Below are 15,229 nucleotides of genomic sequence, written 5' to 3' on the forward strand. Positions count from 1 at the left end.
CGTCACGGTGGGACCGTGGGAGAAGGGAGGCGACGATGAGCCGGCGTGCCGGGATCCTCGAGTTCGCCATCCTCGGCCTGCTCCGCGAGTCCCCGATGCATGGCTATGAGCTGCGCAAACGACTCAATACGTCACTGGGTGTGTTCCGCGCCTTCAGCTACGGCACGCTGTACCCCTGCCTCAAGACGCTGGTCGCGAGCGGCTGGTTGATCGAGGAGCCTGGCAGTGCGCCCGAGGACGTGGTCGCCGCTTCGCTCACAGGGCGCCGCGCCAAGATCGTCTATCGGTTGACGGCGGAAGGTAAGGAGCACTTCGAGGAGCTGCTCTCACAGACGGGCCCGGACGCGTACGAGGACGAGCACTTCGCCGCTCGTTTCGCCTTCTTCGGACAGACGTCCCGCGATGTACGCATGCGCGTGCTCGAGGGTCGCCGCGGTCGGCTGGAGGAGCGTCTGGAGAAAATGGGCGCCTCTCTGGCGCGCACCCGGGAGCGCCTCGACGACTACACCCTTGAGCTCCAGCGCCACGGAATGGAGTCCGTGGAGCGCGAAGTGCGCTGGCTGAACGAGCTCATCGAGAGCGAGCGGGCCGGTCGGGACCTCAAAGGTGCCGTTTCCGGGGAGCCCGACTCGCAGGACACCACATCTGGAGCGTCGGGCGGCCTGCCCCGGTCCCGGGAGGACGACTCCCGGACCGGTCCGTCCGACGACACCGCCACGTGAGGGCCGCTCAGGTCCTCACTCGTACACACAGGGAGCAACCGAATGGGTTCCATTCGCGTAGCCGTCGTCGGCGTGGGCAACTGCGCCGCGTCACTGGTACAGGGAGTCGAGTACTACAAGGACGCCGATCCGGCGGCCAGGGTCCCGGGCCTCATGCACGTGCAGTTCGGGGAGTACCACGTCCGTGACGTGGAGTTCGTCGCCGCGTTCGACGTCGACGCGAAGAAGGTCGGTCTCGACCTCGCGGATGCCATCGGCGCCTCCGAGAACAACACCATCAAGATCTGCGACGTCCCCTCCACGGGCGTGACCGTCCAGCGCGGCCACACCCTCGACGGGCTCGGCAAGTACTACCGCGAGACCATCGAGGAGTCCGACCAGGACCCGGTCGACATCACCCAGGTCCTCAGGGACAAGCAGGTCGACGTCCTCGTCTGCTACCTCCCCGTGGGTTCCGAGGTCGCGGCGAAGTTCTACGCCCAGTGCGCCATCGACGCCAAGGTCGCCTTCGTCAACGCCCTCCCGGTCTTCATCGCCGGCACCAAGGAGTGGGCGGACAAGTTCACCGAGGCGGGCGTCCCGATCGTCGGCGACGACATCAAGTCGCAGGTCGGCGCCACGATCACGCACCGCGTGATGGCGAAGCTGTTCGAGGACCGGGGCGTGGTCCTGGACCGCACGATGCAGCTGAACGTCGGCGGCAACATGGACTTCAAGAACATGCTCGAGCGCGAGCGCCTGGAGTCCAAGAAGATCTCCAAGACGCAGGCCGTCACCTCCCAGATCCGCGACCGCGATCTGGGCGCCGACAACGTCCACATCGGCCCGTCGGACTACGTGGCCTGGCTCGACGACCGCAAGTGGGCGTACGTCCGCCTTGAGGGCCGCGCGTTCGGCGACGTCCCGCTGAACCTGGAGTACAAGCTGGAGGTCTGGGACTCCCCGAACTCCGCCGGCGTCATCATCGACGCCGTGCGTGCCGCGAAGATCGCCAAGGACCGCGGCATCGGCGGCCCGATCCTCTCCGCGTCGAGCTACTTCATGAAGTCCCCGCCAGTCCAGTACTACGACGACGAGGCACGGGAGAACGTCGAGAAGTTCATCAAGGGCGAAGTCGAGCGCTGAGCGGAGTCCAGCGCCGGTCGAGCCCCAACAGGCTTGTCGCTCCTGCCCGTCGAGGGTCCCCGGGTCATCCGCCCGGGGACCCTCCTCGTATGTGAGGCTGTGCCCCATGGCTGTCGTGCGTGACCTGCGGGTACTCCTGCGTCTGAGCAACTTCCGGCGGCTGCTCGCCGTACGGCTGCTCTCCCAGGGCGCCGACGGCGTCTTCCAGGTCGCACTCGCCGCGTACGTCGTCTTCTCGCCGGAGAAGCAGACCTCGCCGGCCGCGATCGCCTCCGCGATGGCGGTTCTGCTCCTGCCGTACTCCCTGGTCGGCCCCTTCGCGGGCGTCCTGCTGGACCGCTGGCGGCGCCGACAGGTCTTCCTGTACGGCAATCTGCTGCGCGCCCTGCTGGCCTGCGTGACGGCTGTCCTGATGCTGAGCCATGTCCCCGACTGGCTCTTCTACGTCTCCGCTCTCTGCGTCACCGCCGTCAACCGCTTCGTCCTGGCCGGGCTCTCGGCGTCCCTGCCGCGCGTGGTCGACGACGAGCGCCTGGTGATCGCCAACTCGCTCTCCCCGACAGCCGGCACCCTGGCTGCCACGGCGGGCGGCGGACTCGCCTTCGTCGTACGAATCGCCGCCTCCGGCTCGGACGCCGCGGTGGTCCTCCTGGGCGCGGCCCTCTACCTCTGTGCGTCGCTCGCCTCCCTCCGCCTCGACCGGGAACTACTCGGCCCCGAACCCGAGTTGGTGCAGCCCCGGCTGGGGGCGGCGCTCACCGGCACCGCGCGCGGTCTGGCGGCAGGTGTACGGCACCTTGCCGCACCCGGGCGCCGGGAGGCGGCCTGGTCGCTGGCCGCCATGACGCTGATGCGGTTCTGCTACGGCGCCCTGACGGTCATGGTGCTGATGCTCTGCCGGTACGCCTGGTCGGACGGCTCCGACGACGGGCTGGCCCTGCTGGGCCTCGCCGTGGGCATCTCCGGGGCGGGCTTCTTCGTCGCGGCCGTACTGACACCGTCGGCGGCCGGACGGTTCGGCCCCGGCGGCTGGATCGTGGTGTGCGCCGGAGCGGCGGCGATCCTGGTGCCCGGGCTCGGCCTGGCATTCGCCGAGGTGCCCATGCTGATCGCGGCGTTCGTCCTCGGCCTCGTCACCCAGGGCTCGAAGATCGCTACGGACACGATCGTCCAATCCTCGGTCGACGACGGCTTCCGCGGCCGGATCTTCTCCGTCTACGACGTCCTGTTCAACGTCGCCTTCGTCGGCGCGGCCGGGGTGGCGGCCCTGATGCTGCCCTCCGACGGCCGCTCGGTGCCCCTCTTGGTCACGATCGCCGTTATCTACGGGGCAATTGCTATGACTATGGCCCGCTTTGAACGTCGGTAAGTGTCACATGAAGGCCACAGAGCCTCTCTGAGGTACAGAGTTGTCAGTGGGTCCCGGTAATTTACGTGCGTCTTACTTCACGCCAAGCGCACCCATACCCAAGGGGGACCCCCGAAGTGACCACTCCGCCACAGGACCAGAACCCGAACACCCCTGCTCCCGTCGAGCCGACGGCTCCCCAGCAGCCGTACCCGCCGCACCAGGGTGGCCCGTTCCAGGGAGTTCCGGTCCCGCCGCCCGCGCCGACCAACCGCTTCAGCAAGAAGCTGCTGCGCATAGGCGTGTTCATCGTTGTCGCGATAGCCATCGCCGGCGGCAAGTGGTACTTCGGTCAGAGTGACGCGGAGACGACGTCCGTGGGCGCGTGCATGCACAACGACGGTACGGAAAAGGAGCCCGACCTCAACGAAGTCGGCTGCACCTCCAGCGACGCCCAGTACAAGGTTGTCCAGAAGTTCGACAACAGCAGCGACGCCGACAAGTGCGAGGCCGTCACGGACTCGACGATCGCCTACTACCAGCAGGGCAGTAGCCACGACGTCGTGCTCTGCCTCAAGGAAGTCTGAGCAAGCAACAGCACACATGCGCGGTGGGCGGTGTTTCACGTGAAACACCGCCCACTGTCTGTTCCGGCGCGATGTTTCACGTGAAACATCGCGCCGTTTCACGCCTCAGCCCTGCTCGGCCCACCACTCCTTGAGCGCCGCCACCGCTGCCTCTCGCTCCATCGGCCCGTTCTCAAGCCGCAGTTCCAGCAGGAACTTGTACGCCTGCCCGATCGCCGGACCGGGCCTGACGCCCAGGATCTCCATGATCTGGTTGCCGTCGAGGTCGGGCCGGATCGAGTCCAGCTCCTCCTGCTCCTGGAGCTCGGCGATGCGCTGCTCCAGGCCGTCGTACGCACGCGAAAGCGCTGCGGCCCTGCGCTTGTTCCGCGTGGTGCAGTCCGAGCGGGTCAGCTTGTGGAGGCGGTCGAGGAGGGGGCCGCCGTCACGGACATAGCGGCGAACCGCCGAGTCCGTCCATTCTCCGGTGCCGTACCCGTGGAAGCGCAGGTGGAGTTCGACCAGACGTGAGACGTCCTTCACCAGCTCGTTGGAGTACTTGAGCGCCGTCATCCGCTTCTTGGTCATCTTCGCCCCGACCACCTCGTGGTGGTGGAACGAGACCCGCCCGTCCTCCTCGAAGCGCCGCGTGCGCGGCTTGCCGATGTCGTGCAGCAGCGCGGCAATCCGGAGAACGAGGTCGGGGCCGTCCTTCTCCAGCTCGATCGCCTGCTCCAGGACGATCAGCGAGTGCTCGTAGACATCCTTGTGCCGGTGGTGCTCGTCGCGCTCCAGGCGCAGGGCCGGCAGCTCGGGCAGTACGTGGTCGGCGAGGCCGGTGTCCACCAGCAGCGTCAGGCCCTTGCGCGGGTGCGGGGACAGGATCAGCTTGTTCAGCTCGTCCCGTACCCGCTCCGCCGAGACGATCTCGATGCGGCCGGCCATGTCGGTCATGGCGGTGACGACCTCGGGGGCCACCTCGAAGTCGAGCTGGGCGGCGAACCGCGCGGCCCGCATCATCCGCAGCGGGTCGTCGGAGAAGGAGTCCTCGGGCGTGCCCGGCGTGCGCAGCACCCGCCGTGCCAGGTCCTCACGTCCGCCGTGCGGATCGATGAACACCTTCTCCGGCAGTGCCACGGCCATCGCGTTCACCGTGAAGTCACGCCGGACGAGGTCCTCCTCGATGGAGTCGCCGTACGACACCTCGGGCTTGCGCGAGGTCCTGTCGTACGCCTCCGACCGGTAGGTCGTCATCTCGATCTGGAAGCCGTCCTTCTGCGCCCCGACCGTCCCGAAGGCGATCCCGACTTCCCACACCGCGTCCGCCCAGGGCCGGACGATCTTCAGTACGTCCTCGGGGCGGGCGTCTGTCGTGAAGTCCAGGTCGTTGCCGAGCCGGTCCAGCAGGGCATCCCGGACCGAGCCGCCGACCAGGGCGAGCGCGAAGCCGGCGTCCTGGAAACGGCGGGCAAGGTCGTCGGCGACCGGGGCCACCCGCAGCAGCTCACTCACCGCGTGGTGCTGCACCTGACTCAGGGCACTGGCATTGTCTTCGTTGGCGTTCGGCACAACAGAAAAGATTACGTGGCCCGGGCGACGGCCCGCGCCTCCATAAAACGTCCACGCACTCCGCAGGGGACTCCTCCGTCAATACGCGCACATAGAGGACAGCCGGCCGGTGTTCCACGATCTTGTGGAGCAGTCCGCGGCACTTCCCCTCAGCGCGCATCGTTACCATGCGTGGACGCACATTCCGACGACCACTGACGACGAGGGACGGGCGAACGCGTGGCCGAGGCGGCAGACTTCCCGGGGCTGACTCCCTCTCCCGCGCGCCGGTGGCTCCGGCGAGCCGGAGTGCTGCTCACAGGGGCGCCCCTGCTGGCCGGTCTGCTTCAACTACCCGCCGGACAGCCCGCTTATGCCGCGGGGTCCGACCCCGTGGTCGTCTCCATCGATTCGCTCACGCCCAGCGCCCCCACGGACGGGGACACGGTGACCGTGTCCGGCACGGTGACCAACAAGGGCAAGCGTGCGGTCTCGGACGCCCATGTGGACCTGCGCGTGGGCCAGCTGCTGACCACCCGCTCGGGGATCGACGACGTCGCCGCGCGCACCGACTACGTATCGGGCGCCGACGGGACGGAGGTCGGCGGCAAGTACGTCGAGAAGTTCTCGAAGCTCACTCCGGGCGTCGCCCAGCCGTTCACCATCTCCGTTCCGGTCGACAAGCTGGACCTCGGCCAGGACGGTGTCTACGAACTCGGCGTCTCACTGTCGGGCGAGACCTCCGCCGAACCGTACGAGCGGGTGCTCGGAATCAAGCGGACGTTCCTGCCGTGGCAGCCCGAGGAGGCGGACACAAGGACACGGACGACGTATCTGTGGCCGCTGATCTCCACGGTCCACATGACGGCGGAGACCGGCCCCGGCGAGCAGCAGACGCCCGTCTTCCTCAACGACGACCTCGCCGCGGAGATCTCCCCGGGCGGACGCCTGGAGCAGATGCTCTCCCTGGGCAAGGAACTCGACGTCACCTGGGTGATCGACCCCGACCTGCTGGCCTCCGTCGACGCGATGATCGGCAGCTACGGCGTCCAGGGCGCCGACGACACCAGTACGCCCGGCACCGGTCAGGCGGTCGCCAAGCAGTGGCTCGCCGAACTCCAGGACGCCGTGGAGGGCAAGGAAGTCGTCGCCCTCCCCTTCGCCGACCCCGACCTCGCCTCCATCGCGCACAACGGCAGGAACGTCACAGGCCTGAGCCATCTCAAGAGCGCCACGGACGTCGCCGCCACAACGGTGGAGACGATTCTCCACGTCACGCCGAGCACCGACTTCGCGTGGCCGGTGAACGGCGCGCTCGACCCGTCGATCGTCAAGATCGCCACCTCGGCGGGCGCCGACAAGGTGATCGCGCGCAGCGACAGCCTGAAGGAGACCGGCGAACTGCCGTACACGCCCTCCGCGGCCCGCCCCATCGGCGGCGGCACCACGGCGGTCGTCGCGGACACGCGACTGTCCACGGCCTTCCAGGGCGACATGACGAATGCCGGCCGCTCCACCCTCGCGGTGCAGAAGTTCCTGGCCACAAGCCTGACGACCACCCTCCAGACAGACAAGCAGCGCACTGTCGTCGTCGCCCCGCAGCGCATGCCGTCCGCGAGCCAGGCCCAGACGATGGCGGAGGCGATCACCGCCCTCCAGAACTCGAACTGGTCCCAGCCCCAGGAACTCACCGCGACCGCCGACACCAAGCCGGACCCGGGCGCTACCACCAAGGTGCCTTCGGCGTACTCGAACCCCGCACTGGCCAGCCAGCAGTTGCCGGCGTCGGCGTTCACGACGACCCCGGGCTCGCAGAGCAGTATCGCGGGCACGCAGAGCATTCTCGACAAATTCAAGATCATCCTTACCGACAAGACCCGCGTGGAGACCCCCTTCGGACGGGCCATCAACCGTGAGATGTCCACGTCCTGGCGCGGTGAGCCCGCTGCGGCCGACAGTTTCCGCAACGGCGTGGAGTCGTACCTCAAGGACCTGACCGAGCAGGTCAAGCTGATCAAGAAGTCCGAGACGAAGCTCTCCGGCGGCAGCGCCACCATCCCGGTGACCGTCCAGAACAATCTCGTCCAGCCGGTCGAGAACCTCGTACTGCGGGTCACCTCGACGAACCCGACCCGGCTCAAGATCGGTGGCAACGACTACCAGGAGAAGCCCGTCTCCGTCTCCGGCGGGCACAGCCAGTCGGTGAAGTTCACCACGTCGTCCAACGCCAACGGCCCGATCCAAGTGATCGCCCAGCTGTACACGAAGGACGGTCAGAAGTACGGAGATGCTGTGCCCTTCGACGTGCGGGTCACCGAGTTCACGGCCATGGCGATGCTGGTAATCGGCGGCGGCTTCCTCCTGCTCGTACTGGCCGGCCTGCGCATGTACACCCAGCGCAAGCGCGCCGCCGCCCGGCGCTCCGAGGAGGCCGGCAACGGGCACGAGGACGAGACCACGGATGAGAACGCCGGAGCCGACGAGAACCACGACGGCACCGAGAGCCGTCCTCAGGGGGAGTCGGACGCAGCGGTGCGGGCAGACGCCACGGAGCAGCCGAGTGACCCGACTCCGAACACCGCACCGGAAAGCGCCGGCCCGTCCGGGACGGGTGAGAGAGTGGACCGTTGAGCGATGACGTCGTGGCCGGTGGGCCCGGTGAACGATGAGGTGGGGTAATCCATGAACGCGCCGTACGACGGTGACCGCGGTCAGGGCGCGGGCGACTCGGGCTCTCCCGAGGGTCCGCCGCCCGAGGACGGCCAGGTGCCGGCGCAGTCCCCCGCGGACATGTATCTCCAGGACGCCTACACCCAGGACCCGTACCGGGCCCAGGACCTCTCCGCCCAGGATCCGGTGGCCGAGGCGCTCTACGACCGCGCCGCGCATCCCCCGCCGCCGCCCGGCACCTATCAGCCGCAGCCCCCGCTCTACGGACAGCCCGCCCAGTCGCCGTACGCCCCCGACCCGCACGTGTGGGCCCAGACCCCGGCCCCCGAGCCGGACGGAGCCACGCAGTACCTGCCGTACGGCGACGATCCCCGCACCACCCAGTACGTGGGCGTCGACGCCCTGGTCTCCCAGGCCGGGGAGCAACGGCACGAGCCGGACGCTTTCGCGCATCTCTTCCGGGACCAGCAGCAGGGCGGCGGACAGGGGCCCGCGGAATCTCCGGTCGTACCCGGCCCGTCCCCCTCGCCGGCTCCCGTCCCGCGGGCCCAGGCCCCGGCGGCCGACGCCACGATGCAGCTCACCCCCCAAGCAGCGCCCGCTCCCGCCCCAGCACCGGCGGCCCCCAAGAAGGGCGGTCGGGCCACTGGCCTGCTGAAGTCGAGCGCCGTGATGGCGGCGGGCACGATGGTCTCCCGGCTCACCGGCTTCGTCCGCTCGGCGCTGATCGTGTCGGCCCTCGGCCTCGGCATGCTGGGCGACTCCTTCCAGGTCGCCTACCAACTGCCCACCATGATCTACATCCTGACCGTGGGCGGAGGCCTCAACTCGGTCTTCGTGCCGCAGCTCGTACGCGCCATGAAGGAGGACGACGACGGCGGCGAGGCGTTCGCGAACCGTCTGCTGACCCTCGTCATGTTGGCCCTCGGCGTGCTCACCGCGCTCGCGGTGTTCGCCGCGCCCCTGCTGGTCCGCGCTCTGTCGGTGGAGATCGCCGACGATCCGGCGGCCAACGAGGTCGCCGTCACCTTCACCCGATACTTCCTGCCCACGATCTTCTTCATGGGTATCCACGTCGTGATGGGGCAGATCCTCAACGCGCGCGGGAAGTTCGGCGCGATGATGTGGACGCCGGTCCTGAACAACGTCGTCATCATCGTGACCCTCGGCATGTTCATCTGGGTGTACGGCAGCGCGGCGGACTCCGGCATGGAGGTCACGACCATCCCGCCGGAGGGCCAGCGGCTTCTCGGCATCGGCGTACTGCTCGGCCTCGTGGTCCAGGCCCTCGCGATGATCCCATATCTGCGCGAGACCGGCTTCAGGATGCGGCTGCGCTTCGACTGGCGGGGCCACGGCCTCGGCAAGGCCGCGATGCTCGCCAAGTGGACGGTTCTGTTCGTCCTCGCCAACCAGGCGGGCGCTCTCGTCGTCACCCAGCTGGCCACCGCCGCCACCGGAGAGAACCCGAAGGTCAAGGGCACCGGCTTCGCCGCCTACGCCAACGCCCAGCTCGTCTGGGGTCTGCCGCAGGCCATCATCACAGTCTCCCTGATGGCCGCCCTGCTGCCGCGGCTGGCCCGCTCGGCCCACGAGGGCGACGGCGGCGCGGTCCGCGACGACATCTCCCAGGGGTTGCGCACCACCGCCGTCGCGATCGTGCCCATCGCCTTCGGCCTCGTGGCTCTCGGCATCCCGATGTGCACCCTGATCTTCGGCTCCTCGGGCACCACCGGGGCCACCAACATGGGCTTCATGCTGATGGCCTTCGCCCTCGGCCTGATCCCCTACTCCGTGCAGTACGTCGTCCTGCGCGCTTTCTACGCGTACGAGGACACCCGCACACCCTTCTACAACACGGTGATCGTGGCCGCCGTCAACGCGACGGCCTCCGCCCTCTGCTTTTTCGTGCTCCCGGCCCGCTGGGCCGTGGTCGGCATGGCCGCCTCGTACGGCCTCGCGTATGCGATCGGGGTCGGCGTCGCCTGGAACCGGCTGCGCAAGCGCCTCGGCGGCGACCTCGACGGCACCCGCGTCCTGCGGACGTACGCCCGGCTGGCCATCGCCTCGGTACCGGCCGCGCTCCTCAGCGGCGCGGCCTGCTACGGCATCGGCCACACTCTGGGCCAGGGCGTCGGCGGCTCGTTCGTCTCCCTGCTCGGCGGCGGTGCCGTCCTGCTCGGCGTCTTCTACGTCGCCGCCCGCCGTATGCGCATTGAAGAACTGAACTCACTGGTGGGTATGGTGCGCGGGCGACTGGGGCGATGAGTCTAGGGAAACCGCACAACCATCGTCCGCCACCGCGTGTCGTGCAGAGTGGCGGACTGTGGGCACAATTGGGTTTGGCGTCGGAGAGCTCGCAAAGGATGGGGAGGCAGGAGCGACGGTGGCGGAACGGAGCACGGCTGCCGTCGACGTGGCAGGCAACAGCGGCGACGAGCCGTTGACCGCGCAGGCGGACGAGTCCACGGCCGACGGCGTGGCCCAGAACCGGGAGCGGGACACGGACAACGACGAGGCACAGGGGAGCGGCGGGACCGAGAGTCCCGGAAAGGCCTCACCGCCCGAACTGCACAGCGGTCACAAACTCGCCAGGCGCTACCGCCTGGAGGAGTGCGTCACCCGTCTGGACGGATTCAGCAGCTGGCGCGCAGTCGACGAGAAGCTGCGTCGCGCCGTCGGCGTGCACATTCTGCCCGCGGACCACTCACGGGCGCGTTCCGTGCTGGCCGCGGCCCGCTCCTCGGCGCTGCTCGGCGACCCCCGCTTCGTGCAGGTCCTCGACGCCGTCGAGGAGAACGACCTCGTGTACGTCGTCCACGAGTGGCTGCCGGACGCGACGGAGCTGACCGCACTCCTGGCCGCCGGCCCGCTGGAGGCGCACGACGCCTACCAGATGGTCAGCCAGATCGCCTCCGCCATGGCAGCCGCACACCGGGAGGGCCTCGCGCATCTGCGCCTGACCCCGGGCACCATCCTGCGGAGTTCGTCCGGCCAGTGGCGCATCCGCGGTCTCGCGGTCAACGCCGCCCTGCGCGGCATCACTTCCGACACCCCGCAGCGCGCCGACACGGAGGCGGTCGGCGCCCTGCTGTACGCCTCGCTCACCCAGCGCTGGCCGTACGAGAGCGACGCCTACGGCCTGTCGGGGCTGCCCAAGGGTGTCGGTCTGATCGCGCCCGACCAGGTGCGGGCCGGAGTCCACCGCGGCCTGTCGGAACTCGCGATGCGCGCGCTCGCCAACGACGGTGCCACGGCCTCACGCCACGAGTCCGCGTGCACGACACCCGAGGAACTAGTCAAGGCGATCGGCGAGATGCCCCGCATCCGCCCGCCTGAGCCGGTGTTCACGGCCCCGCCCGACTACCAGCACACGACGTACCAGCAGGGCTCGTACGGCCGCCAGGCGCCTCGCCCGGGCCTCACCCAGCCCCTACCCACCCCGCCGCCCCCGCTGCAGAGCCGCACGGGCAAGGCGCTCAAGTGGGCCGTTTCCGCGCTGCTGATCGCCGCGCTGGGCCTGGGGAGCTGGCAGCTGGCTGACGCGCTCATCGACCGCAGCGGCTCCGACGACACCAAGCAGACCCAGACACCGGACGACAACGACAAGAACACCGACAAGGCCAAGCCGGTCACCACGCTGAAGATCCAGGGTGCGGAGGAGTACGTCGCCAAGGGCAAAGCCCAGCACCCGGGGGACGTGGACAAGACGTACGACAACGACAGCTCGACGTACTGGCGCACCGCGAGCTACACAAACGGTCCGGACATGAACCCGGCGTACAAGCCCGGCGTGGGCATCGTCTACGACTTCGGCTCGGCCAAGGAGGTCTCGGCCGCTTCAATAGGGCTCCTCTTCGGCGGAGACCACACCACGGTCACGCTGTACGCGACGGATTCATCGAGTTCGTCGGTCCCTCTGACCTCGATGACGAAGCTCGGTACGGTGACGACCAAGGACACCACCGCCAAGGTCACGGTCGCCAAGCCCGTGAAGAGCCAGTACGTGCTGGTCTGGTTCACCGCCCTGCCGTATGCATCCGGTGACTCGTTCAGCAACGCGGGCTTCAAGCAGGCCATAACAGACCTCAAATTCACGGGCTGACGATCCACCGAAGGGAAGGGGGCCCATGGCGGAAGGCGCCGCGTTCGACGGAGTGAGCGATCAGGACCTCCTCGCCCGCCATGTCGACGGTGACCCCGACGCCTTCGGTGAGATCGTCCGTCGGCATCGTGACCGGCTCTGGGCGGTGGCCCTGCGGACGCTGGGAGACCGCGAGGAGGCCGCTGACGCCGTCCAGGACGCCCTCGTGTCCGCCTACAGGGCCGCCCACACCTTCCGGGGTCAGTCGGCCGTCACGACCTGGCTGCACCGCATCACGGTGAACGCCTGCCTGGACCGCGCCCGCAAAGCCGCGTCCCGCAAGACCTCACCGGTCGACGACACCGAACGGCTGGAGCAGCTGCTCGAACCGCACGAGTCGGCGTCGGCCCCGGCCGAGCGCAACGATCTGCACCGCCAGCTCATCGAGGCGCTCGGCACCCTCCCGCCCGACCAGCGCGCCGCCCTCGTCCTGGTGGACATGCAGGGCTACCCGGTCGCGGAGGCAGCCCGCGTCCTCGACGTCCCCACCGGGACGGTGAAGAGCCGCTGCGCCCGAGGCAGAGCCAGACTGCTGCCGCTCCTCAGCCATCTCCGGCCGGAAAAGGCCGGTGGCGGCAAGGAATCGGGTGACGGACGGAACCGGACGCAGGGGACATCCGTCCCACCCGCAGCGGGACCAACGGATGCAGGGCCAAGCGATTCAGCTGCTGTGAAGGGCGGAGGTGGGCGAGCGTGACATCCACGACCGACACGGCCGGACACCCGGACGTCACGGAGATCTCCGACCTCGCCGAAGACCTGCTCACACCGTCCCGGAACGCGGACGTACGACGGCATCTGGACGAGTGTGTCCTCTGCGCCGACGTGTACGCCTCCCTGGAGGAGATCCGCGGCCTCCTCGGCTCGATGCCGAGCCCTGTGCACATGCCGGACGACGTCGTCGGCCGTATCGACGCCGCTCTCGCCGCCGAGGCTCCGCTGAACGCCCCGGTGTCGGTCGGCGCTGCCGGTGCCGTGTCCGGCGAGACCGAGGGCGCGCATGTTTCACGTGAAACATCGACTCCCGCCGAGCGACCCACAGGCCGCCCCACCGGGCACGCCCACGCTGCTAGAGGGCCCGGGCGTAAGAACAGTGCGCGACGCGGACGGCGCCGGACCGTTGTCCTGGGAACAGTCTTCACTGCTGCCGCTCTGGGGCTCGGCTCGCTGCTGATGTCCTCACTGGGCGAGGAATCCAAGCAGCCCGAGGCTGGGGGCACGAGCACGTTCTCCGGGCAGAAAGTCGAGACCCAGGTCGCCGAACTCCTCAAGGGCCAGGGCGGCAAGAGGAGCTCTGACATCGAGGGCATGCAGGCCACGGGCGGCCCCAGCACCTTGCACGTTCCGTCGGTCCCCCCCTGCATCACCAAGGGAATCGGTCGCAGCGGCACGCCCGTCCTCGGCGTCAAGGAGGGCTCCTACGACGGCACCGACGCCTATCTCGTAGTGCTCCCCGCAGCGGGCGACAACACCCGCGTCACTGCCTACGTCGTCGACTCGGCCTGTGTGCAGGAATCGTCGGCCGCTCCGGCAGAGATTCTGCTGACGCAGTCCTACGCGCGTTCCTGAGCGCGGACCCTTCGACTCCTCCCTCCGCGGTCTCCCCTACCCGGTGGCGCCCCTGTGTGCCCGGACACAGCGGGAATGCGGGCCCCGTAGGATCCGTTGGGTGGGGTGAGAGTTCTGAGAGAGGCTCCCACCGGTCGTACGAAGCCGTCCAGAAACGAGGAAACACGCCGTGAGCGACGTCCGTAACGTGATCATCATCGGCTCAGGGCCCGCCGGCTACACGGCGGCGCTCTATACCGCACGCGCGTCGCTGAAGCCGCTGGTCTTCGAGGGCGCCGTGACCGCCGGTGGTGCGCTCATGAACACCACCGAGGTGGAGAACTTCCCCGGCTTCCAGGACGGCATCATGGGTCCGGACCTCATGGACAACATGCGCGCCCAGTCCGAGCGCTTCGGCGCCGAGCTTGTCGCGGACGACATCATCGCCGTAGACCTGACGGGTGACATCAAGACCGTCACGGACACAGCGGGCATCGTGCACAAGGCGAAGGCCGTCATCGTCGCCACCGGCTCGCAGCACCGCAAGCTCGGACTGCCGAACGAGGACGCCCTGTCCGGCCGTGGCGTCTCCTGGTGTGCGACGTGCGACGGCTTCTTCTTCAAGGACCAGGACATCGCCGTGATCGGCGGCGGCGACACCGCGATGGAGGAGGCCACCTTCCTCTCCCGCTTCGCGAAGTCGGTGACGATCGTCCACCGCCGGGACACCCTGCGCGCCTCCAAGGCGATGCAGGAGCGCGCCTTCGCCGACCCGAAGATCCGCTTCGTCTGGGACAGCGAGATCGCGGAGATCCAGGGCGACCCGAAGCTCGCCGGGCTGAAACTGCGCAACCTCAAGACCGGTGAGCTGTCCGACCTGGCCGTGACGGGGCTGTTCATCGCGATCGGCCACGACCCGCGTACCGAACTCTTCAAGGGGCAGCTGGACCTCGACGAAGAGGGCTACCTGAAGGTTGACGCGCCCTCGACGCGCACCAGCCTCAACGGCGTCTTCGCTGCCGGTGACGTGGTCGACCACACCTACCGCCAGGCGATCACCGCGTCCGGCACCGGCTGCTCCTCCGCCCTGGACGCCGAGCGCTTTCTCGCCGCCCTGGCGGACAGCGAGGAGCAGGCCGAGCCCGAGAAGACCTCTGTCTGATCCCCGTTCGCCCCACCGCAGCATCGAATTAAGGAGCCCCCTGTGGCCGGCACCCTGAAGAACGTGACCGACGACTCCTTCGACGAGGACGTCCTCAAGAACGACAAGCCTGTCCTGGTGGACTTCTGGGCCGCCTGGTGCGGACCGTGCCGCCAGATCGCGCCGTCGCTCGAGGCGATTGCCGCCGAGTACGGCGACAAGATCGAGGTCGTCAAGCTCAACATCGACGAGAACCCGGGTATCGCCGCCAAGTACGGCGTGATGTCCATCCCGACCCTGAACGTCTACCAGGGTGGCGAGGTCGCCAAGACCATCGTCGGCGCCAAGCCGAAGGCCGCGATCGTGCGCGACCTCGAGGACTTCATCGGCAACTAGTCGACGCAGCAGCAGATGTTT

At 68.6% G+C, this 15,229-nt stretch carries 12 protein-coding genes; 11 read left to right on the forward strand and 1 reads right to left on the reverse strand.

Going from position 1 to position 15,229, the window contains the following annotated elements; genetic code table 11:
• Window positions 1-35: 35 nt before the first annotated feature.
• From G3I56_RS08695 to G3I56_RS08710, 4 genes are all read left to right on the forward strand, one after another.
• Window positions 36-722 (forward strand): PadR family transcriptional regulator, encoded by a 687-nt coding sequence (locus G3I56_RS08695; protein ID WP_164408311.1) that lies wholly within the window; start codon window positions 36-38, stop codon window positions 720-722.
• Window positions 723-764: 42 nt separating this feature from the next.
• Window positions 765-1,847, forward strand: a complete 1,083-nt coding sequence (locus tag G3I56_RS08700) for an inositol-3-phosphate synthase (RefSeq protein WP_164408312.1) — start codon at window positions 765-767, stop codon at window positions 1,845-1,847.
• A 106-nt stretch (window positions 1,848-1,953) separates the two neighbouring features.
• Window positions 1,954-3,216: an MFS transporter gene (locus G3I56_RS08705; RefSeq protein WP_164408313.1), complete on the forward strand. Its 1,263-nt coding sequence runs from the start codon at window positions 1,954-1,956 to the stop codon at window positions 3,214-3,216.
• A 116-nt stretch (window positions 3,217-3,332) separates the two neighbouring features.
• Window positions 3,333-3,782, forward strand: coding sequence for a hypothetical protein (locus G3I56_RS08710; protein WP_164408314.1), 450 nt, complete (start codon window positions 3,333-3,335; stop codon window positions 3,780-3,782).
• 105 nt (window positions 3,783-3,887) lie between these two features.
• On the opposite strand, the gene G3I56_RS08715 is transcribed toward G3I56_RS08710, so the two are convergent.
• On the reverse strand, window positions 3,888-5,330 hold the full coding sequence (locus G3I56_RS08715; protein WP_164408315.1) for a CCA tRNA nucleotidyltransferase: 1,443 nt from the start codon (window positions 5,328-5,330) through the stop codon (window positions 3,888-3,890).
• A gap of 219 nt (window positions 5,331-5,549) precedes the next feature.
• Here G3I56_RS08715 and G3I56_RS08720 point away from each other — a divergent pair, with 219 nt between their 5' ends.
• The 7 genes from G3I56_RS08720 to trxA all read left to right on the forward strand — a co-directional run bounded on the left by G3I56_RS08720 (window position 5,550) and on the right by trxA (window position 15,208).
• Window positions 5,550-7,940, forward strand: coding sequence for a DUF6049 family protein (locus G3I56_RS08720; protein WP_164408316.1), 2,391 nt, complete (start codon window positions 5,550-5,552; stop codon window positions 7,938-7,940).
• 51 nt (window positions 7,941-7,991) lie between these two features.
• Window positions 7,992-10,247: a murein biosynthesis integral membrane protein MurJ gene (gene murJ, locus G3I56_RS08725; RefSeq protein WP_164408317.1), complete on the forward strand. Its 2,256-nt coding sequence runs from the start codon at window positions 7,992-7,994 to the stop codon at window positions 10,245-10,247.
• Between the two features lie 118 nt (window positions 10,248-10,365).
• Window positions 10,366-12,084 carry a protein kinase family protein gene (locus tag G3I56_RS08730; RefSeq protein WP_164408318.1) on the forward strand — a complete coding sequence of 573 codons (1,719 nt, stop codon included), beginning with the start codon at window positions 10,366-10,368 and terminating at the stop codon, window positions 12,082-12,084.
• A 25-nt stretch (window positions 12,085-12,109) separates the two neighbouring features.
• The gene (gene sigM / locus G3I56_RS08735) at window positions 12,110-12,820 is read left to right on the forward strand and encodes an RNA polymerase sigma factor SigM (protein WP_164408319.1); all 711 of its coding nucleotides are present in this window, start codon (window positions 12,110-12,112) and stop codon (window positions 12,818-12,820) included.
• Window positions 12,817-13,692: a hypothetical protein gene (locus tag G3I56_RS08740; RefSeq protein ID WP_164408320.1), complete on the forward strand. Its 876-nt coding sequence runs from the start codon at window positions 12,817-12,819 to the stop codon at window positions 13,690-13,692. The genes sigM and G3I56_RS08740 overlap by 4 nt, the downstream gene beginning before the upstream one ends.
• Window positions 13,693-13,861: 169 nt before the next feature.
• Window positions 13,862-14,833: a thioredoxin-disulfide reductase gene (gene trxB / locus G3I56_RS08745; protein WP_164408321.1), complete on the forward strand. Its 972-nt coding sequence runs from the start codon at window positions 13,862-13,864 to the stop codon at window positions 14,831-14,833.
• Window positions 14,834-14,875: 42 nt separating this feature from the next.
• On the forward strand, window positions 14,876-15,208 hold the full coding sequence (trxA, locus tag G3I56_RS08750; protein ID WP_164408322.1) for a thioredoxin: 333 nt from the start codon (window positions 14,876-14,878) through the stop codon (window positions 15,206-15,208).
• Window positions 15,209-15,229 lie beyond the last annotated feature (21 nt).

This window comes from Streptomyces sp. SID12488, from assembly GCF_010548275.1.
In the GTDB taxonomy this organism is placed as follows: Bacteria; Actinomycetota; Actinomycetes; order Streptomycetales; family Streptomycetaceae; genus Streptomyces.

Bases quoted from the DNA above. Each gene is read 5' to 3' on its own strand.
- G3I56_RS08705 (WP_164408313.1), top strand. From the start codon at position 1,954: ATGGCTGTCGTGCGTGACCTGCGGGTACTCCTGCGTCTGAGCAACTTC.
- G3I56_RS08695 (WP_164408311.1), top strand. From the start codon at position 36: ATGAGCCGGCGTGCCGGGATCCTCGAGTTCGCCATCCTCGGCCTGCTC.
- sigM (WP_164408319.1), top strand. From the start codon at position 12,110: ATGGCGGAAGGCGCCGCGTTCGACGGAGTGAGCGATCAGGACCTCCTC.
- G3I56_RS08700 (WP_164408312.1), top strand. From the start codon at position 765: ATGGGTTCCATTCGCGTAGCCGTCGTCGGCGTGGGCAACTGCGCCGCG.
- murJ (WP_164408317.1), top strand. From the start codon at position 7,992: ATGAACGCGCCGTACGACGGTGACCGCGGTCAGGGCGCGGGCGACTCG.